General features: G+C 66.7%; 17 protein-coding genes. 8 read left to right on the top strand and 9 right to left on the bottom strand.

What is annotated here, in order from left to right; genetic code table 11:
- Positions 1-119: 119 nt before the first annotated feature.
- Positions 120-833: a TIGR00266 family protein gene (locus SOM19_RS03340; protein ID WP_320485132.1), complete on the top strand. Its 714-nt coding sequence runs from the start codon at positions 120-122 to the stop codon at positions 831-833.
- A 335-nt stretch (positions 834-1168) separates the two neighbouring features.
- On the opposite strand, the gene SOM19_RS03335 is transcribed toward SOM19_RS03340, so the two are convergent.
- From SOM19_RS03335 to SOM19_RS03325, 3 genes are all read right to left on the bottom strand, one after another.
- On the bottom strand, positions 1169-1951 hold the full coding sequence (locus tag SOM19_RS03335; RefSeq protein ID WP_320485131.1) for a glucosamine-6-phosphate deaminase: 783 nt from the start codon (positions 1949-1951) through the stop codon (positions 1169-1171).
- A 298-nt stretch (positions 1952-2249) separates the two neighbouring features.
- On the bottom strand, positions 2250-4781 hold the full coding sequence (locus SOM19_RS03330; protein ID WP_320485130.1) for a hypothetical protein: 2532 nt from the start codon (positions 4779-4781) through the stop codon (positions 2250-2252).
- 26 nt (positions 4782-4807) lie between these two features.
- Entirely contained in the window at positions 4808-5233 is a 426-nt protein-coding gene (locus tag SOM19_RS03325) for a hypothetical protein (protein WP_320485129.1), read from the bottom strand.
- Positions 5234-5865: 632 nt separating this feature from the next.
- On the opposite strand from SOM19_RS03325, the gene SOM19_RS03320 reads away from it, so the two are divergent.
- The 6 genes from SOM19_RS03320 to SOM19_RS03295 are packed head-to-tail and all read left to right on the top strand — an operon-like array spanning position 5866 to position 12172.
- Positions 5866-6984, top strand: coding sequence for an ROK family transcriptional regulator (locus SOM19_RS03320; protein WP_320485128.1), 1119 nt, complete (start codon positions 5866-5868; stop codon positions 6982-6984).
- The gene (locus SOM19_RS03315; protein WP_320485127.1) at positions 6981-8279 is read left to right on the top strand and encodes a family 4 glycosyl hydrolase; all 1299 of its coding nucleotides are present in this window, start codon (positions 6981-6983) and stop codon (positions 8277-8279) included. The genes SOM19_RS03320 and SOM19_RS03315 overlap by 4 nt, the downstream gene beginning before the upstream one ends.
- On the top strand, positions 8276-9283 hold the full coding sequence (locus tag SOM19_RS03310; RefSeq protein WP_320485126.1) for an N-acetylglucosamine kinase: 1008 nt from the start codon (positions 8276-8278) through the stop codon (positions 9281-9283). The genes SOM19_RS03315 and SOM19_RS03310 overlap by 4 nt, the downstream gene beginning before the upstream one ends.
- Positions 9280-10176 carry a Gfo/Idh/MocA family protein gene (locus SOM19_RS03305; RefSeq protein ID WP_320485125.1) on the top strand — a complete coding sequence of 299 codons (897 nt, stop codon included), beginning with the start codon at positions 9280-9282 and terminating at the stop codon, positions 10174-10176. Before SOM19_RS03310 ends, SOM19_RS03305 begins: the two co-directional genes overlap by 4 nt.
- Positions 10176-11174: a zinc-dependent alcohol dehydrogenase gene (locus tag SOM19_RS03300; RefSeq protein WP_320485124.1), complete on the top strand. Its 999-nt coding sequence runs from the start codon at positions 10176-10178 to the stop codon at positions 11172-11174. Before SOM19_RS03305 ends, SOM19_RS03300 begins: the two co-directional genes overlap by 1 nt.
- The gene (locus SOM19_RS03295) at positions 11171-12172 is read left to right on the top strand and encodes a Gfo/Idh/MocA family protein (protein ID WP_320485123.1); all 1002 of its coding nucleotides are present in this window, start codon (positions 11171-11173) and stop codon (positions 12170-12172) included. The genes SOM19_RS03300 and SOM19_RS03295 overlap by 4 nt, the downstream gene beginning before the upstream one ends.
- On the opposite strand, the gene SOM19_RS03290 is transcribed toward SOM19_RS03295, so the two are convergent.
- From SOM19_RS03290 to SOM19_RS03280, 3 genes are read right to left on the bottom strand one after another with little or no spacing between them, the layout of a single operon-like run.
- Positions 12159-13496 carry a protein O-GlcNAcase gene (locus SOM19_RS03290; RefSeq protein WP_320485122.1) on the bottom strand — a complete coding sequence of 446 codons (1338 nt, stop codon included), beginning with the start codon at positions 13494-13496 and terminating at the stop codon, positions 12159-12161. The two genes, SOM19_RS03295 and SOM19_RS03290, sit on opposite strands and share 14 nt — an antisense overlap.
- Positions 13493-14254 (bottom strand): SIS domain-containing protein, encoded by a 762-nt coding sequence (locus SOM19_RS03285; protein ID WP_320485121.1) that lies wholly within the window; start codon positions 14252-14254, stop codon positions 13493-13495. Before SOM19_RS03285 ends, SOM19_RS03290 begins: the two co-directional genes overlap by 4 nt.
- The gene (locus SOM19_RS03280; RefSeq protein WP_320485120.1) at positions 14251-15186 is read right to left on the bottom strand and encodes an N-acetylglucosamine kinase; all 936 of its coding nucleotides are present in this window, start codon (positions 15184-15186) and stop codon (positions 14251-14253) included. Before SOM19_RS03280 ends, SOM19_RS03285 begins: the two co-directional genes overlap by 4 nt.
- 50 nt (positions 15187-15236) lie before the next feature.
- Here SOM19_RS03280 and SOM19_RS03275 point away from each other — a divergent pair, with 50 nt between their 5' ends.
- Positions 15237-15839 carry a GNAT family N-acetyltransferase gene (locus SOM19_RS03275; RefSeq protein WP_320485119.1) on the top strand — a complete coding sequence of 201 codons (603 nt, stop codon included), beginning with the start codon at positions 15237-15239 and terminating at the stop codon, positions 15837-15839.
- 26 nt (positions 15840-15865) lie between these two features.
- Here the strand turns inward: SOM19_RS03275 and SOM19_RS03270 are convergent, their stop codons facing one another.
- The 3 genes from SOM19_RS03270 to SOM19_RS03260 form a co-directional block, all read right to left on the bottom strand.
- Entirely contained in the window at positions 15866-16777 is a 912-nt protein-coding gene (locus tag SOM19_RS03270) for a carbohydrate ABC transporter permease (RefSeq protein WP_320485118.1), read from the bottom strand.
- Entirely contained in the window at positions 16761-17645 is an 885-nt protein-coding gene (locus SOM19_RS03265) for a carbohydrate ABC transporter permease (RefSeq protein ID WP_320485117.1), read from the bottom strand. The genes SOM19_RS03270 and SOM19_RS03265 overlap by 17 nt, the downstream gene beginning before the upstream one ends.
- A 65-nt stretch (positions 17646-17710) precedes the next feature.
- Positions 17711-18991, bottom strand: coding sequence for an ABC transporter substrate-binding protein (locus SOM19_RS03260; RefSeq protein WP_320485116.1), 1281 nt, complete (start codon positions 18989-18991; stop codon positions 17711-17713).
- Between the last annotated feature and the right edge of the window lie 163 nt (positions 18992-19154).

Raw genomic sequence — 19154 nt, 5'->3', positions numbered from 1 at the left:
GACGTGGATGAGTGGGCGTAGGGCCTTCTCGAAGACGCTAGCAAGCACCGCCGAAATTTCGCTAGGCAAACTAGCATCTGACCTTTTGCGGCGTCCGGTTCTCAATTAGCGTGAAACGCATGAAGTCGACCATCGCGGGAACGACCATGCCGATTCTCGAGCTGACGCTCGACAGCGGTGAACGGATCGTCGCGGAGGGTGGTGATGTGGCGTGGATGTCGCCGGGTTTCGGGCTCGACACCTCGACGGTGCATGGCACCGGCGGGCAAGGCGGCTTCATGAGCGGGCTGAAACGCGTCCTGGGCGGGGCACAGCTGTTCCTCACCGAGTACACCGCCCCGGATCGAGGCGGCCTGCTCGCCTTCGCCGCGCAACTGCCCGGTACGATCCGTCAGCTGGACATCGATGCCGCGGACACCTTCATGGTTCAACAGGGGTCGTTCACCGCGAGTACCGCTGACGTGGAGGTGTCGCTCGGGCTCCAGAAGCGACTCGGCGCGGGGATCTTCGGCGGGGCCGGCGTGGTCTTCCAGAAGCTTGCCGGGAGCGGCACTGCGTGGGTGCAGCTGGCTGGTGAGATCACCGAATACGACCTGCCGGCGGGCCAGTCGATGCTCATCCACCCCGGACACCTCGCCCTCTTCGAAGGCACGATGGAGTTGGAGTTCACCTCGATCAAGGGCATCAAGAACAAGTTCTTCGGAGACTCATTGTTCCTCGCTGAGATCCACGGTCCCGGCCGCATCTGGCTGCAATCCATGTCGCCCGCCAAGCTCGCCGCGGCTATCGAGCCGTACCTGCCCGACCGGTCCTCCACCTCCAGCAACACCTGACCGTACCCCGCAGGAACTCCCGTCGCCCGTCGCCAGCGACGATAGTCCGCGGACAGGTTGCCGAGGTCGGCACGACGCGGTGCGCGCGCAAGCCGGTCCGCCAGCGCACTGCCGTGAGTGTCATCGCGACGCGCGTCAGAGCATCATCTCGGCGAGCTCGAATGTCCCGGCCGTAGAGCGCCTGATGACGGTTCGTCAAACGAACTCGAGTAGGGAACCGTTCACGTCGATGCCCGCGTCGACAGGGGAGTGCGCGGCAACAGGGCCTGAACGGCCGGGTCCGTGAGGATTGCGTTGCGCCGACGATCCCGATCGCTCCCCGATCGGGTTGTGCATCACGAGCGGGGCGAGGGGTGCGGTTCCGTCCCGCCGGCCGAGGCAAACCGACGGGACGGAATATCGTGGGCGAGGTTTGCCGTGCGCCGAGCAGCCGATTCGTCGAGGAGCACTGTGACATCGTCGTGCTCGTGCAGGACCGATGCCGGGAACGAAGGGTCGGCGCCACCGGACAGGAGTCGCTCGACGGCGTCGGCTTTGGACTCTCCGCGTGCGATGAGCAGTATTCGTCGCGCGGACATGATCGTTGCGATCCCCTGAGTCACGGCGAGCGTGGGGACAGCATCCACCGACGAGAAGAACCTCGCGTTGTCGTGCCGAGTCTGGTCGGCCAGTTCCACCACGCGGGTCCGGGAGTCGACGCTCGACCCGGGTTCGTTGAATCCGATGTGTCCATTCCTGCCAATTCCCAGCACCTGTAGGTCGACTCCCCCGGCGCAACCGATGGCCGTCTCGAACTCCGCGGCTGCGAGCTCTAGGTCCGGTGCATTCCCGTCCGGGACGTGCACGCGTGCAGGATCGAGACGCAGAGGGATGGTCACGGTCGCATCGACGACCGCGCGATAGCCCGCTGGGTGCCCTGCCGGAAGTCCGACGTACTCATCCAGGGCGAACACGGCGCGGGGGGTGAGTCCTCCGGTATCCGCGGCGAGCGAAGCCCAGAGCGGCGCCGGTGAGGACCCGGTCGCCACGCCGAGCACACGCAAGCCCGAGATTCTCCGGACGAGTTCGGCCGAGAGGGCGCCAAGGTCCTGCGCCGTTGTGGTGAGATGAACCCTCATCCCGCTACTTCACGCTCCCTGACTGATGCCGCTGACGAAGCAGGCTTGACTGTGCGAGTGCCGGGCCGCGGCTGTCGCCTGGTACCGATGCGTTTACCGGGGTGTTCTCGGGCATGATGCTTTCTGCGGAGCTGTTCTGAGACGAGGGGAGCGGAAGGCTCTAGCCTGTGGATGCCGGCTATGCGGGTGGGTGGTTGTTGATCGAGGAGATTGGTGCTCTTCTTATGTGACTGAGAAGACCACCACACGACGTTGTCACACGCCGGTGTGGTGGTCTTCTCATGCGGCTCGCGTCGCGCTACTCCTTGATGATGCCGTGGTAACGGCCCATCCAGTAGGGCAACGTGAACGTAAATCCGACGACAAACTCCCCGCTCTTGTAGTCGTAGTTGGGATATACCCCGGTGGCCGAGTGCTCGTCCTCGAATGGATTCCCGTTGTTCTTCATTGCAGGTCGCTCGTCAGGCGGCAGAACGTAGTTCGTCTGCTTGTAATCGTCGCGATCGCCCGGTTCGATATAGAAGACATCCTGGCGGTCCATCTGCATCGGGAATTCGATCTGATATTCGTACTGCCGAGACAAGTATCGAACGGCCGACTGCAGATCGATGTCCTTTCGTTCCGGGTGTGCCAGCTGGTACAGGAACGTATAGTACGGATTCTGCTCGCGCACCTCATTCACGTACCATTGATCGAATGCCGTGACGATCTGCGGGCGCTTGGTCGGATCGTTCTCCTGCAAGATGAGCGGATACAGCGCGAACCAAGCCAACTCCTCGTCGGAGTAGTTGATGTACTGCGTCCAATCATGATGCAAGGTGGCGTTGATGTTGGAACGAGCCTGGATGTCGTCACCGGCTTCGGCATACGCAGCTTCATAATTGTCCCGGGTCACCAATTCATTATTGTTGATCCCGTACGCATTCGTCGCTTGCCTCACGAGACGCCGGTCAATATATTCGTTCGCCATGCCGATATAGCCCTTGCCGTTGATGTACGGCTCTTCTTTGCTGTATCCCGAAGCGTCGAACAGCAGATCATAGGCGTCCTTGTATTCCTGCTTGCCGATGATGTTGCTGGCTGTCTTGAGGATGGACATCACTTCCAGCGCATTCAGCGGCGCATCCTCGAAGCCGTATGAAAGCGAATCTTCGCCGTCCGCGTCGACGCCGACGTTGGAGGCCCATTCCGGACGCTGCTCCATCGCACCGGTCGTGTCGTTGAAATACTTGGCGAACCACTTGGACCACAGCGTGGATTTGCCCGTCGCGTCTTCGATGTAGAAGTGGTCGTCTTTCAATACCAGGTCAGTCATACGTTCGGTCGACTGCTCGATGACGCCCTTGAGCGCGAGCATTTCCGGATCGTGACTATCGCCCACCAGGTACTCGTTCGCTGCGAAGAACAGAGCATAATGCCCGATGACTTCGTCAGACGACGTGTCTGCCTTGTAGACGATCCGGCTCATATCAATGTTGCCGTTCTTGATCGCCGACTCTGGGAACAAGTCGTTGAAGAACGTCGGGATCTGCTCGTAAACGGGCACTGTGAGCTGGAACAGGGGCGGATTCGTGGCGCTCGTCGAAGTGTCAGCACTCGGCTTCAGCTTGGTATTGGTAGCCGAGGTGATGACAGGAAGCACCTGCTGCACCGAATCGTTCACTTCCACATAGATGTCAGTGCCCAGTTGTGCATCGGCAGGTCGTGAAGCGTTCAGCTTCGCTACCGCATCCGCCGTCAGCGTCAGGCCGTTGTAGTTCATCTCGCCGTCTCCGCCTGAAGGGAACAGCTTGCCGCCGATCTTGGTCATCGCATCCTTGGTCACACGGGCGATCGAGTAGCCGATCGGCTCGATGGGGTTGTTGTCCTCATCGAAACGCTCCATGCTCGGAATGACGCCATTCGGATTCGGCGAGCCGTCCATCACAGGATGGAACCAGAATCCGTTCTGGCTCTGGTAGCCGAAGTCCGTGCCGTCAGATGTCTGCGCTCCCGATTCACTCGTCAGCATGTACGAGCGTGCCGGGAAGCCATTGCCACGGCCGGACACGTAGTCGAGCAGCAGCACTGCTTTCGTGGCGCGAAGCGCGGCACTCTTCGCCGCAGCGATTTCCGCTCGCGAACCGTCTTGCTCGAGCAACGTCCTGTAACGGTAGATCTCACCGATGGCGTACATCGCCGTCCACAGTCCGTCGTTGTCGGACGTTTCTGCAAGCGATTCGAACGCGCCGTCGTTGTAGTTGATCCCGCGAGTCGCGTCGGTGGGGGTGAAGGTGAACCGCGCATCCGAGGTCATCCCCCGGCGATCATGAACCGCCTGAATGATATCTTCATAGGCGGCGGCTTTCTCCTGCAACGTCTTGAACGGCATCGCAATATGCGTAATACCTCGCGCATTCTGAACCCACACACCGCCTTGCCCATCGCTGGCCAGCGCAGTCACATGATCGTCACCGTCGAACATGTAGCGTGGTCCGGCAAAATACTGCACGATGTCACGCTCATCCTCTTCCTCGAAGTTGACGCGCTGCAGTCCGTTCTCAGTTCCGATCCAGTAGACGCCCTCCGCGTCCTTCACCACACTCGTGACGTCATCAGTCACTGCGATCGGCAAAAACTTCGGCGCCGTCCCGTCGGTCACCCACCGTATCTGTGGCGTTGTCGTCCCGGGCCCGTAGTAGGTAACCTCTTTCGTGCGAGCGGGTTCGAGCTTGACCGCCGAGAACGAGGATGTCTGCGGCTTGGCCGCCAGCGCCGGCATTGCAGGCAACGAGAGCAGCAAAGCGGCGGCTGTAGCACTGCCGATCAGCGTTTTGAGCTTCTTGTTCATGATTGACATGGAGTCGCTCTCCTTTCTCACTGGGAAATCCGGGCAACGCCGGATTCCGTAATCGCGAACACGCCCTTGCCGCCATCGGAGATGAGCAGCAGCACTTTGTCGTCGACGAGTTGGTTGTCGTCTGCCTGGTACTCCGTCATCTTGTTGCTTTTCAAGTTGATCTTCGTAACGCCGTCATCGGTGCCGATCCACAGGTGCTTGCGGTTGTGGTCGAGAACCGAGGTGTTCACACCGCGAAGCGCTGGGAAAAGCGACGGCTTGACATCAAATTCGTGGTTGACGAAGGTGCTGGCGTTGGAAAGGTGTGTCGGCATGTCGACATCCGGGTTCGCGGTCGCGGGATGATACGTCGCGTCCTGAACAAAGCCGATGTACATCTTCACAGAGGCTTCCGCCTCGGATGAACCGAGCTTGCTCAGCGCCTCATCGTAGGTGTAGAGCACTGTCCCCTTCTGCGCATGGACAGGCGGGGCAGCGAATACTGGCGTCGCTCCTATAAGGCAGGCGATTAGGGCAAAGATGAGAACCGCTGGTTTCCATTTGAGGCGCATGGTCTTCCTTCGTAGTTGTGGTGTTGCAATAAGTAGCTGAATCGATTGATGTTTGCTTCGAGCTCTCGTCAGTCTGCTGAGCCGCGACCCCCTCAAGTTAGGAAACTTTACTATCTTGGACGCTAGCGGCCGCGGATCGCGGTGTCAACGGTCCCGGCTCCGCGCTCATGGGGCCTCTGCTATCGGGTGTTCGCAACCAACGGCAAGCGGGACGGTCGCGTTCGGGTCGGCCAGCTCTGCGGATCTCGACGAGATGGTCGGGACGCCGACGCTCATCGGCTCGGCATCTCGGTTCCGCCCGCAGGGGCTCGCTACCCTTTCCTAGATCGCCTTGTCCGGGCCGGGTCGCTACGGGCACGTGGTGCTGGGGTGAGCGACGGCAACGCCCGCGCGTTGACATCAGATGCGACTCCCGGCTAACGTGAGATAGTAAAGTTTCCTAACCACGCGGAGGCGTCGTGACTATCAGCTCGCAGGGGGACGGCCGAGCACCAGCTCCGGCTCAACCCGGGCTGCTTCGCAGCATGAACAACCGGGTCGTCCTCGACCTTCTCATCGAACGCGGCACCCTGAGCCGCGGGGACGTACGCGACCTCACAGGACTGTCGAAGCCGACGGCGTCACAGCTGCTCACCCGTCTGGAGGAGAGCGGGCTGGTCCTGCCGAGCGGCTACGGCGACACCGGCCCCGGCGGCCGGGCGCCGCAGCTCTACGCGATCAATCCGCGTGCCGGGCACGCCGCCGCCGTGGATGTTCGCCCTGAATCGATCTCGGCGCGCATCTCCGATATCAGCGGCACCGCGGTCGCAGAATTCGAGCTCACGAAGCTCCCCAGCCCGCGCGGACCTGAGAATGTGGCACAGGTCGTCGCCGGCGCCTGCGGCATCGCGGGGATCGCCGTCGATGAGCTCGACGCCATCGTGGTGGCGGTCCCGGGCTCGTACGATGTCGCCGAGGACCTCCTCCGCTACGCGGAGCATCTCCCCGGCTGGCAGGAGCCCGGCATCGGCGAGGACCTGCGTCGCCATCTCGGGGGGGCGGCGATGTCTCTCGAGAACGACGTGAACCTGGTCGCGCTCGCCGAGCACCGCGCCTCCGACGTCGATGGGGAGAGCTTCTTCCTCTTGTGGCTCGATGAAGGCATCGGCGGCGCCCTCATGATGGACGGATCCCTGTTCCGCGGCAGCCGAGGCGCCGCGGGCGAAGCGGCCTTTCTCCTCCCACCCGGATCGCGCCTCGATGGCGAGCATCGGTCCAAGGGCGCGTTCGAGGGTCTCGTCGGCTCCGACGCCTTGCGCAAGTTCGCCGCGGACGCCGGCCACCCTGTCGGCTCGACTGCTGATGCCATCGCCGCCCTGCTCGCGGATGCCGGTGCGGCCGAGACGGTCCAGGAGATCGCCCAGCGCTACGCGTTCGGCCTCGCATCGGTCATCGCGCTCGTCGACCCCTCACGCCTCATCCTTGCGGGCGAAGTGGCTCGTATCGGCGGCAGCCGACTGCGTGACGCCGTGGCGGCGCACCTGGACCGGCTGGTCATCAGCGCCCCTCCGCTGGGCCTGGCCGCCGTCGCAGACGCGCCGATCCTCGAAGGCGCGATGCTGTTGAGTCTCGACCTCGCGAGGGAATCGGTGTTCACCACATGAGCAACGCGACACCGCGCGCCCTGCGGATCGTGGTCGTGGGCGGCGGATCCACGTACACGCCCGAACTCGCGGATGGGATCGCTCGGCTCCGAGAGTCCCTCCCGGTCAAGGAGCTGATCCTCGTGGACCCCGACCTCGCGCGGGCACGCGTGGTCGCCGGCCTGTCTGCGCGGATCCTCGCCGCTGCGGGCAGTGACTGCACCGTCGAAGCCACCACGGGCCTCGAAGATGCCGCGGTGGGCGCCGACGCGGTGCTCCTGCAGCTGCGCGTCGGCGGTCAGGCGGCGCGCGCCCGAGACGAGGCGTGGCCCTTGGAGTGCGGCTGCATCGGCCAGGAGACGACAGGGGCAGGTGGCCTCGCGAAAGCGCTGCGCACCATCCCCGTCGTGCTCGACATCGCCGCGCGGGTTCGCGATGTCAACCCCGACGCCTGGATCGTGAACTTCACCAACCCGGTCGGCATGGTGACCCGTGCACTGCTCGATGCCGGGCACCGCGCGGTCGGACTGTGCAACGTCGCGATCGGCTTCGAGCGACTGTTCGCGGCCGAGCTCGGGGTTGCGCCCGAGGCCGTTGAACTCGACCACGTCGGACTCAACCACCTCAGCTGGGAGTTGGGCGCGCGAGTGCGCCATGGGGACGGCACTGCGACCGAGGTCCTCGATCGTCTCCTCGACGAGCATGGCGAGGCTCTCGTCCGCGAGACCGAACTCCCGCTCGAACTCCTCAGGACCGAGCGCTTCATCCCCTCCTATTACCTGCGGTACTACCTTGCGCACGACGCGCTCGTCGAGCACGCGCGCACCGCGCCGTCGCGCGCCCTGGAGGTGGCCGCGATCGAGAGCGAGCTGCTGGCCCGCTATGCGGATCCCGAACTCGCCGAGAAGCCGGCGCAGCTGGCTCAGCGGGGTGGTGCGTATTACTCCGAAGCCGCGATCGGGCTCCTCTCGAGCCTTCTGGGCACGGGAGCGGTCCGCGACCACATCGTGAATGTGCGCAATCGGGGAACGCTTCCGTTCCTGGACGCCGAGGCGATCATCGAGACGAGGGTGGAGGTGGGGCCCGGCACGCTGCGCGTGCGCGCCGTACCCCCGGTCCCGGCGCTCGCCTCCGGACTGATCGCGCACGTCGCCCGCTACGAGGAGCTCGGCGTCGACGCAGCGATCCACGGCGGCCGTGACCGCGTCGTGCGCGCCCTGCTGGCACACCCGCTCATCGGGCAGTACGAGACCGCTCAGGCGCTCGCGGACACGCTCATCACCGAGAACCTGGAGTGGCTGCCGTGGGCCCGTTGAACGAACCTTGCCTGCTCGCCCTGGACGGCGGCAACAGCAAGACCGACGTCCTCCTCGTCGCCGAGGACGGCACCGTCATCACCCGCGCGCGAGCGGGCGCCTTCGTGCCGCACATCGTCGGAGCCCCGGCCGCCGTCGCCTCGCTGGCCGGTGCCGTGACCGAGGTGCTCGCGTCGGTGCCGGGCGGGCGCGCGTCGGTCGTCGCGGGCTACCTCGCCAACGCGGATCTCCCCGAAGAGGAGGAGGCGATCGCCGAAGCGATCGCTGCGCACGGCTGGGCTGATCACGTCGTCGTCGGCAACGACACCCTCGCCATGCTGCGAGCCGGTACGGATGCCGCAACCGCCGTCGCTGTCGTGTGCGGCGCCGGGATCAACTGCGTCGGCAGAGCGCCGGGCCGCGCCGACGTGCGCTACCCGGCGCTGGGCAGGATCACCGGCGACTGGGGCGGCGGATTCGGCATCGGCAAAGAGGTTCTCTGGCACGCGACGCGCGCCGAGGACGGGCGCGGTCCCGCGACGGAACTGGCTGCTCTGGTCGCCCGCCACTTCGAGCGGGACACCGCGGTCGGCGTTGCGACCGGCATGCATCTCGGAACGGTGGATCGTGACCGTCTGCACGAGGTGGTCCCCCTTCTCTTCCAGGCCGTCGACGCGGGCGATGCGATCGCCGAGGCGATCGCTCGCCAGCAGGCCGACGAGATCAGCCTCCTCGTGACCACCACGCTCACCCGCCTCGATCTGGGCGACGAGCCGGTGGACGTCGTCCTGGGCGGCGGCATGCTGACCAGCCGGCATCCCGCTCTCCTCGGCCCGGTGATCGCGACCATCGCCACCGCGGCTCCCCGCGCCTCCGTCCAGATCGTGGACGCCGAGCCCGTGCTCGGCTCCGCGCTTCTCGGGCTCGACCACCTGGATGCCCTCACCGGACGCGCGGGCGATGTCGCCGAGCGGCGCCGGAACCTGCGCGTCAGCCTCGCCACGCGACAGGAAGCGCGGGTGTGACCGCATCGCTCCGGCTGGGTCTTGTCGGCACCGGGTACTGGGCCGACGTGACGCACGCCACAGCCGCCGCCGCCGCCCCCTCCTGGGACCTGGCGGCGGTGTGGGGTCGCGACGCCGGACGGGCGGCCGCTCTCGCTGAGCGCCACGGCGCCCCGCATGCGGGCACCGACTTCGACGCCTTCCTCGCGCAGGTGGATGCCGTCACCTTCGCCGTTCCGCCGCAGCTGCAGTCCGAGCTGGCCGTGCGCGCCATCCGGGCCGGCAAGCATGTCGCGCTCGAGAAGCCGATCGCGACGAGCCTGGGGGACGCCGATCGCCTGGTGGCGTCGGCGGACGCTCACGGCGTCGCGACGATCGTGATGTTCACGATGCTCTACGACCCGCGAGTGCGGCGGCTCATCGATGAGGTGCGCGTCGGACGGCGATGGACGGGCGGCGCCGGGCTGTGGCTCGGGTCGGCCCTCAATGACGAGAACCCCTTCAACACGCCGTGGCGCCACGACAAGGGCGGCCTCTGGGACCTCGGACCGCACGCCATCTCGGTGCTGTGGAAGACGATCGGTCCCATCAGCGCGGTCCGCGCCGAGGCCGGCGAGGGCGATCTGGTGCACCTGGTCCTCTCCCACGACGACGGGCGCACGTCGACGGTGACGATGACGCTCCGGGCGCCCGACGCCGCCGACGGGTTCTCGACGCTCCTGTGGGGCGCCGACGGCCGGCAGGAGGTCACGGTCGACGATGTGGATGCCGTCACCGCTTTCGTGACCGCGTACGAAGATCTCGCCCGCCTCGTCGAATCCGGCGATCGATCCCATGAATGCGACGTCCGCTTCGGACGCGACGTCGTCCGCGTCCTCGCCGACGCCGAGGCGCAGCTGACAGACGTGTTCTGATGCACGCACGCAGCCTGAGCTTCCCTGCGCCGGGCGAGATCGAGATCCTCGCCGCGGAGGTCGACCCGCCCGGTTTCGGCCAGCTCCGCTGCGCCGCGGAGGTCTCGCTCGTGAGCGTCGGCACGGAGCTGACCTGCTTGCGCGGGCAGTTCGATCCTCGGACCTTCTGGGAGGAATGGGTGCAGTATCCGTTCGCTCCCGGCTACTCGATGGTCTCGCGTGTCGAGTCGGTCGGGCCGGACGTGACGGCCTTCCGCCCCGGAGACCGTGTGTTCTCCTTCACACCGCACGCGGAGGCATTCCTCATTGCCGCGCGTGACGTGGTTCCGATACCCGACGGCGTCCCGGACGACCATGCGGCGTGGGCATCGCTCGCCGTCACGACGCAGTGGGCCCTGCGGCGCGCGGGCTTCGCCTTCGGCGAGACGGCGGCTGTCATCGGCCTCGGCCTGCTCGGGCAGCTGCTCGTGCGCTATCTGCGCATCGCCGGCGCCCGCCGGATCGTCGCGATCGACACCGACGACGACCGGCTAGCTCTCGCGGTCGCCGGGGGCGCCGATGAAGTCCTGTCGATGACCGTAGCCGACGCCGTCGAAACCCTCCGAGGCTCCTTCGACGTCGTGCTCGATGTGACGGGGCACCCCGCTGCCTTGGCCGGCGCATCCGAGCTGGTGCGACCGCTGGGAAGGCTGGTGCTCGTGGGCGACGCACCGCGACCGAGCCTGCAGCACCTCGGCCCACGCATCGTCGCCGACGGCATCTCGATCATCGGCGTGCACGCCGGGACCGCGGCGGAGATCCCGACACCCGCCGATCCCTGGAGCACGGCCGCGATGCTCGCGGTCTTCTTCCAGTACGTCGTGGACGGGCGGATGGATCTGTCCGCGCTCATGACCCACCGCGTGACGCTGGAGGGCGCACCCGAGCTGTATCGGGCGCTGGAGCACGACCGCACCGCCCACCTCGGGGTGCTCATCGATTGGGGAGACCGGAGATGACCGACGTCATTCGATGGGGTGTGCTGGGCGTGGCGGGCATCAACGCAGCCATGGTTCCGGCGATCCGCGCCTGCCCTGGCGCAGAGCTTCTGGGCGTCGCCAGTCGCGACGAGGGGCGGGCTCGAGACGTCGCCGCGACCGAGCGCCTCGACCCGTACGTCGGGTACGACGCTCTGCTGACGGACCCCAAGGTCGACGCCGTCTACCTGCCCACTCCGAACGCGCAGCACGCTCTGTGGACGCTGCGGGCCGTCGCCGCGGGCAAGCACGTCCTGTGCGAGAAGCCCCTCGCCGTCACCGCGAGCGAGGCCAGGGAGATGGCGGATGCCGCGGTCGCGGCCGGTGTGCATCTCGCCGAGGCGTTCATGTACGCGCATCATCCGCGCTACCACCTCGTCCGGCGCTTGATCGCGGACGGCGCCATCGGCGACATCCGCTCGATCCACGTGACGTTCACCTTCGATGCGTCCGGCGAGCTCGGCCACTCCGGATTCCAGGGAGCTCCCGGCAGCGGGGCGATCTACGACGTCGGCTGCTACGCGGTGCACGTGGCCCGCACCCTGATCGGAGCGGAACCCGAGGCCGTGACCGCGCACGCGATGAGCTCGCTCACGCACGGCGACATCGACATGAGCACGTCGCTGCTCGTGGAGTTTCCCGGCGGCGTCGGCGCAACCGCGCAGCTGGGAATGTGGAACGGGGACCGTGACACGGTCACTGTCATCGGGTCCCGGGGCTGGATCGAGATCCCCCGCGCGTTCCTCTGCTCTGCCACGGATGACGCCGGGATCGTCCTGGGCGAAGGGGACGACTCACGGGTGATCGCGGTGCCGCCGGCCGATCACTACGCCCTCCAGGTCGCGTGCTTCGACGCCGCGGTGCGTGGCGACGGCGAGCTGCTCTTCCCCATCGACGATGCGATCCACCAGGCGGTCGTCCTCGAGGCGGCCACCCGCTCGTGGCGAGAGCGCGTGAGGGTGCCGATCAGCGGGAGCTGAACTCGCCGACGATGTCGGAGAGGAACATGTCGACCCGATCGCCGAAGGCGCGAAGACCCGTCGACCGCAGTCCCTGCAGCCGTGCGAAGACGGCGTCCCGCTCGGCGCCGATCACCTCGGGCGGCGCGCCCGAGCCGGAGGCATCGAGACTGTCGACGGCGACGATGAGGGCGTCGATCCCCCGCGTGTACTGCTCGATCCAGGGTGCGATCTCCGCGCCGAGGGCCGCGTTGTCGAGCCGCCTCATCCGGTCCGCCACACCGGCCAGCCGCTGCAGCTCCGCTCGCAGTTCGGAGACGGCGGCTGCCCGGTCGTCGAATTCGTAACGGAACGCGAAGCGGTCGAGCGCGTCGCCCAGCCGTGGTGCGTCGTCCGCGCACAGCGCCGACCCGCGGAAGGCATCCGCGAACTCGCGGAAGTCCGCCGCATCCCGGGCGCCGCTGACTCGACCGAGCGCGGCATCCCAGCTCTTCTCGGGATCGAAGCCCTCCGGGTCTCGGCAGAAGTCGGCGACGCCGGCGAGCGCGATCTTGGACGCCTCGGCGAGCGGCATGGGGTTGGCAATGATTCCGGCCGCAGCCTCGCTGAGGCGAGGATCCCGCCCGAGATAGGGCCCGATGTGGAGTTCGCCGGTCATCGCCACATCGTTCACCGGGAAGTTGTCCCAATAGAGGGGCCGGCGACCGGTCATGCGGGCGAAGACGTCGGCGTCGGCGGCATCCAGCTCCGGCGAGCAGATCGCACGGCCCGTCCAGAACAGGCGCGTGTGCGGGTCCAGGCCGGAACCCAGCGCCGCGATGTACGGCTCGTCCCCGCGGCCGCAGTACAGCGTCGGGCAGACCGTCAGCCTGCTTCCGCCGGCACTGTCGAGCGCGCGCTCGAGCGAGCGGACCAGCGAGAGCTGAGCCGCCACGAGGTCGGGGAAAGCCGCCACGTCGCCGGGGTGCTGGAGGCGCCAGGGGATGTCGTCGAGGAACAGCGCGACATCGGTGATGCCGAGTTCGCGGACGGAGTCGAGCTTCGCGTGGACCGCCGCGGTATCGTCCGGCTCTGCGTACCGCATCGACAGGCCCGGGGACAGCCCGTAGGAGAGGGAGATCTCTGCCGCCCGCGCGCGATCGGTGAGGATCTGCAGTTCGTCGGCCGCCGCGCGGTCATAGGGCTCGCGCCAGCGACGACGTGTGAAGGGATCGTCCTTCGGCGAGTACACATAGGTGTTCATGCCGATCTCGGCGATGAAATCGACCATGTCCAACCGCTGGTCGGTGGTCCACGGACGGCCGTAGAAGCCTTCGACGATGCCCCTGGTCTCGATCCCGCTCACAGCGATCGCACCCGGGAGCGATAGCGTGCGACGGCCTCGACGTTGAGCGCGTCACCGCCGGGGAGGTTGCTCGAGGTGAACACGGCGGGGACGCTGCCCGAGGCCACCGCGATTGCAGACGCTTCGATGGTGATCGCGTGGAGGATCGCGGCCCCCGTGACGGTCGAGGTCGGCCCCATCGGCGCCGGGATGCCGGGCACCGCCGTGGCGGCGTCGCCCGCCATCCCGAGGTTGTCGATGACGATGTCGGCGAGCTCGAGCAGACCCGACGAGTGTGCCGCGGCGGCCGTGGACTCCCCGTGAGCGCGACTGAGGATGCCGATGACGGTCAGCCCCCGAGCCTGCGCGGCGCGCGCCAGTTCGATCGCGACCTGATTGCGGCTCGAGTTGGAGACGAGGATGAACGTGTCATCAGGCCCGGGATCGATGTCGGCGAAGACGGCGTCGCCGATCCCGGCAGTCCGCTCCAGCGCGGTGGACAGGACGGCGTTCCCGTGCAGCATAAGCGATTCGACGAGCACCGGGTCGACAGCGGCCAGGCCGCCGGCACGGTAGAAGGCCTCCAGCGCCAGCATGTGCGAATGCCCCGACCCGAAGATGTGCACGAGCCCGTCACGCATCAGGGTGTGCGCGACCGCACGACCGGCCACAGTCAGAGACTCGTGCTGCTCGTTCGCCAGTCGCGCGAGGAGCGATGCGGCGTGCGCGAGATAGCTCGCAGCCGGCGCCGAGAGCGCCTCGGCGTTCTGATCGATCATGGGGCTCTCCATCCGGTCATGTGGTGATCGTAGGCGTCCCCCAGCGTCTCGGTCACGAGCGCCCACGCCCCGTCGAGGGGATCGCCCGCGGCGGGGGTGATCTCACGCTCACCATCGTGAGCGAACCGCGCGTCCAGCCGCGCGCGCAGCGGCGTGCCCGGCGCCACCAGCCTGCCGCTCATCGCGATTCGCACCGGCCGGGTCGACACCACGGCAGAAGCGGCGCGCGCCGTGCCAGCAAGCTCGTCCGCGGCCTCGTCCACGATGGCCAGGGCAACGGCGTCGCCGCCGCGCGCGGCATCCAGAACGTCGACGGCGAACACTGCAATCGAGGCCACGGGGCGCGGAAGCGAATGCAGGCGCGCAGCCAGTCCGGTCTCGTCGCCGAACCGCGCCCTGCAGGCCTCGGAGAGCGAGGTCGGTCCCGACCTGCCGTCCGCTGCCCGCAGGACCGCCTCCACTCCGCGGCTCCCGATCCAGAAGCCGCTGCCGGCATCCCCGAGGAGGAATCCGTCGCCATCCACGAGGCGGAACCCGTCGACGCCGGGATCAAAGCCGATGCAGGCGATGCCCGTTCCGACGGTGAGAACCACACCGGCGGCGCCGGAGAAGGCGCCCGCGTGCGCCGTCAATGCGTCCCCGGCAACCGACACCCGCTCGGCGCCGAGCGCAAGGCCGACGCGAGCGGCCAGCTCTTCGCGCTCGCTCGAAGAAGCCGGCAGGGTCGTCAGGCCGAGCACCATGTGGCGGATCGCCGGGATACCGCTGGGGAGGTGGGTGAGGCAGCGGCGGATGCGGTCGATCAGGCCCTCTCCGAGGTCGCCCTCGAGTCGCCCCAGGCCCTCTACGACGACGGGGTCCGCAGCTCCGGTGACGCGCACCCGGATCCCCGTCTGACCGCCGTCGACGGCGACATCCACCGCGGCCGTCATGCCGCTCTCGCTACTGTGGAGAGCGCATCGACGAGATGGGATGAGGGCCGATGGGAATCCGCCGGGCGCGCAAGGCCGACACCGACGACCTCTACGACGTGTGCCTGGGCACCGGCGCCGATGGGACTGACGCGAGCGATCTCTACGACGATCCCCGCCTGCTCGGAGAGGTGTTCGTCGGCCCCTACCTGCGCCACTCCCCCGACTTCGCCTGGGCGTATGCCGACGCGCACGACCGCGCACGAGGGTACGTGCTCGGCGTCGTCGACACGACTTCGTTCGAGAGCGTGCTGGCCACCGCGTGGTGGCCGGTGCTGCAGGCGCGGCATCCTCTCGTGCCTGAGACGGCGAATCCGCACGATCGGGAGATGGTCCAGTACCTCCACCACCCGCAGCGACGGCCCGCCTCGCTTCTGGAGACCTACCCCTCGCACCTGCACATCGACATGCTCCCCGACGTGCAGGGGGGCGGCCGAGGCGGCAGGATGCTGGGCATCCTGCTGGACGCCCTCGCCGAGGCCGGGTCGCCCGGCGTCCACCTCGGGGTCTCGCCCGCGAACCTCCGCGCCATCGGCTTCTACGAGCATTTCCGGTTCGAGGCGGAGCCCTCCGCCTCGAGCGCCGATGAGCTCATCATGATCCGCGCGTTGTGAGCCGCACGAGCCACGAGCCACGAGGATCACTGCACCGAGCCCTCGGTGACGCCGGCGATGACCTGCTTGTGGAAGATCGTGTAGACGACGATCACCGGCAGCGTGATCATCGAGAGCGCGGCGAACAGCATCGGATAGTCGGTGGCGTGACGTCCCGTGAAGGCGAGCAGCCCGGCAGGGATGGTGCGCAGGTCATCGTCCTGCACGTAGAGCATCGCGAGGAGGAACTCGTTCCACGCTGAGAGTATCGAGAACACCGCGACCGTCGAGATGCCCGGCGCCATGAGCGGCAGCACGATCTGGACGAGCGTGCGGAAGTCGCCGGCCCCGTCCACGCGCGCCGCCTCGAAGATCTCCTTCGGCATCGAATCGAGGTATGCCTTCAGCAGGAACACCGCGAGCGAGAGCCCGAGGCCCGCGTACGCGACCATCAGCACCCACCGCGTGTTGAGAAGGTACACCGAGTCGAAGATCCGCGACTGCGCGGTGATGTAGGACTGCACGGGGAGCAGCAGACCCAGGATGAACGGAGCGAGCAGAAGCGTCTTGCCGCGGAACTCGAACCGGCTGAATGCGTAGGCCGCGGCGAGCGCGCACAACAGGATGATCGTCACGGCGGAGGCTGTGACGATGACGCTGTTGAGGACGTAGCCGCCGAGGTTGCCGCGCTCCCATGCCTCCGCCCACGTGCTGAAGTCCGGGACAGCCGGCGGTGAGAACGGCGCATCGAAGATCTCGCGCTTGCTCTTGAACGACGACATCACCATCCAGCCGAGCGGCACGATGTAGATCAGCGAGAGCACGATCATCACCGTGTGATAGAGCGTCCTGCTGCCTGCGACGGCGACCATCCGTCGCGCGCGGCGGCGCGGCAAGGGGCGCTGCTGCGCGTGGGGAAGCGCGGGGAGAGCCGCGGGACGTTCAGTACTCAATGTCATTGCTTCCACCTTTCGTGCGCATCCTGACGAGAATGAGCGCGATGCCCACCACGACGACCGTCATGATCGTCGACAGCGCGGCACCGTAGCCGAGGTCGCGATACCGGAACACGACCTCCACGAGATACGTGGTGATGATCTCCGTCGCGTGGTCCGGCCCGCCGTTGGTCATCACGTAGAACAGATCGAAGCTCTGGAACGCGCCGGTGATGCACAGCAGCACGGCGACCTCGATCATCGGCCGGATCAGCGGCACCTTGACGCTCCAGAACACCCGCCACTGACTGGCTCCGTCCAGCGTCGCGGCCTCGAGGAGATGCTTCGGGATGCGCTGCAGCGCGGCGTAGAAGATCGCCATGTAGAAGCCGGCGTAGATCCAGCCCGAGACGACGGAGATGGCGAGCAGGGCGGTGTCGGGATCTCCCAGCCACACCCGGGTCAGTTCGTCGAGCCCGGATGCGCGCAATCCGGAGTTGATGAGCCCGATGTCATCGCTGTAGACGAAGCTCCACAGGATCGCGATGACGATCATCGGCAGGGTGACCGGCACGAAGAACGCGACGCGGTAGAACGTGGTCCGCCGCCCTTGCATCGTCACGAGGCCCGCCAGCAGCAGCCCGACGACGACCTCGAGCGCGAGTGTCAGCAGGATGTAGACGAACGTGTTGCGGTAGGCAATCAGGTAGATCTCGTCACGGAAGGCGCGGAAGTAGTTGTCGAGACCGACGAACTGGATGGCATCCGTGCCGGTCCAGCTGGCGAAGCTCAGAGCCGTGTTCGCGAGGGCGGGGATGAGCACCACGAACCCGAACACGAGTATCGCGGGCGCCACGAACAAGTACGGCGACCAGGCGCGGGTGGGTTTCACAGCAGGGCTCCTCGAAGCGGTACGGGACGGGACGGGACGTCACCCGTCCCGTCCCGCACCCGTGATCAGTTGGCGGAATCGATTCGCGACTGCGCGGTGTCGGCGGCCTCCTGCGGTGTCGCCGTGCCTCCGATCACCGACGCTGCGGCGTCGTAGAACGCGGCGGCGATCTCGATGTCGTGGCCGCTGTCCGCCGGTGCCACGAGTGCGCTCGCGGTGCCCATCATCTCGGCGAGGGCGACTGTGCGCGGGTCGGCGTCGACGCCCTTGAACGGGTCGATCGTCATGGGGGCGAGACCTGCCTCGGCCCACATCTTGGTGCCGTCCTCATCGGCCAGCATCGCCAGGAACTCCAGCGTCTCCTCCTGGTGCGCCGACTTCTCGTTCACCATGAACCCGGTCGAGATGCCCAGCACACTGCCCTGGTCGCCGGCGCCATCGGAGAAGGCAGGGAGGTTGAAGTAGTCGAAGTTGAGGTCTCCGGCATTCTCGGCAGCATCCGCCATCAGCCAGCTGCCGATCTGGTGGGTCACAGCCTTCTGCAGGAAGAACTGCGTCATGGCCTCGTCGTCCGCGAGCGCGTTGATGCTCGGGTTCACGAACGGGGCGAGCTCGGCGAGCTTCTCCAAGGCCCCGACCATCTCGGACGAGTTCATCGGCGCCTCACCGTCCATGACGGCGGAGTACTGCTCCTCGCCTACCATGCGCGAGACGATGTGCGAGGCGACGCTGCCCACCGGCCACTGGTCCTTGTTCCCCTCGACCAAGGGCAGAAGGCCCTCGTCGAGCATGGCCTGGTTGGCGTCGAGGTACTCATCCCACGTCGTCGGCACGCTGAGGCCGAGATCATCGAAGACATCGGCGTCGTACCAGATGACGTTGGTGACGTCACCGGTCCACGGCACCATGTAGATGCCCGATCCGTCGACATCCATGTTGTTGAACGCGTTGGCATCGAAGCGTCCTGCGAACAGGTCGCCCTCGAGCGCTTCGCTGAGGTCGGCACCGTCGCCATCGCTGACGTGCCCGCGCATGCGGGGTCCGGACCACTCGAAGTAGGCGTCCGGAGCCTCCCTGCTCGAGAGCAGAGTCGCGAGGCCGGTGGTCTGGTAGACGTCATCCTCCTGGATGATGATCTCCACCGTTCGTCCGGGGTACTTCGCTTCGTACTCTTCCTTGAGCACCTCGAAGCCCTGGTCGACAGCATCCCCCGAGGAACCCATGGCGACCCTGATCGTCACGGCATCCGGGTCGCTGCTGGCTGAGCAGCCGGCGAGAGTCGTCGCGCCGACGATGGCCACAGCCACGAGCATTGCACCGGACGCGCGATGAGAGTTGAAGCGCATGGTCTCCTCCAAGTTAGTAAAGTTTCCTATCCCGAATTAGATCAACTCCCGGCCCGCCTGTCAATGTTTTCCACTCACTGAGGCCGAAGCGGAATGAACGCGGGGAACGGAAGGACCCACGTTGAGATCTGAACCCGTGCTCGCTCGGCGGCAGCTCCGGCAG

The organism is Microbacterium sp. CFBP9034, assembly GCF_034045255.1.
In the GTDB taxonomy this organism is placed as follows: domain Bacteria; phylum Actinomycetota; class Actinomycetes; order Actinomycetales; family Microbacteriaceae; genus Microbacterium.
This window is presented reverse-complemented; position numbering and strand designations above follow the sequence as displayed.

Coding starts and splice junctions, on each gene's coding strand:
- SOM19_RS03320 (WP_320485128.1), top strand. CDS start 5,866: ATGAACAACCGGGTCGTCCTCGACCTTCTCATCGAACGCGGCACCCTG.
- SOM19_RS03275 (WP_320485119.1), top strand. CDS start 15,237: ATGGGAATCCGCCGGGCGCGCAAGGCCGACACCGACGACCTCTACGAC.
- SOM19_RS03315 (WP_320485127.1), top strand. CDS start 6,981: ATGAGCAACGCGACACCGCGCGCCCTGCGGATCGTGGTCGTGGGCGGC.
- SOM19_RS03300 (WP_320485124.1), top strand. CDS start 10,176: ATGCACGCACGCAGCCTGAGCTTCCCTGCGCCGGGCGAGATCGAGATC.
- SOM19_RS03270 (WP_320485118.1), bottom strand. CDS start 16,777: ATGACATTGAGTACTGAACGTCCCGCGGCTCTCCCCGCGCTTCCCCAC.
- SOM19_RS03340 (WP_320485132.1), top strand. CDS start 120: ATGAAGTCGACCATCGCGGGAACGACCATGCCGATTCTCGAGCTGACG.
- SOM19_RS03330 (WP_320485130.1), bottom strand. CDS start 4,781: ATGAACAAGAAGCTCAAAACGCTGATCGGCAGTGCTACAGCCGCCGCT.
- SOM19_RS03285 (WP_320485121.1), bottom strand. CDS start 14,254: ATGATCGATCAGAACGCCGAGGCGCTCTCGGCGCCGGCTGCGAGCTAT.
- SOM19_RS03260 (WP_320485116.1), bottom strand. CDS start 18,991: ATGCGCTTCAACTCTCATCGCGCGTCCGGTGCAATGCTCGTGGCTGTG.
- SOM19_RS03335 (WP_320485131.1), bottom strand. CDS start 1,951: ATGAGGGTTCATCTCACCACAACGGCGCAGGACCTTGGCGCCCTCTCG.
- SOM19_RS03295 (WP_320485123.1), top strand. CDS start 11,171: ATGACCGACGTCATTCGATGGGGTGTGCTGGGCGTGGCGGGCATCAAC.
- SOM19_RS03280 (WP_320485120.1), bottom strand. CDS start 15,186: ATGACGGCCGCGGTGGATGTCGCCGTCGACGGCGGTCAGACGGGGATC.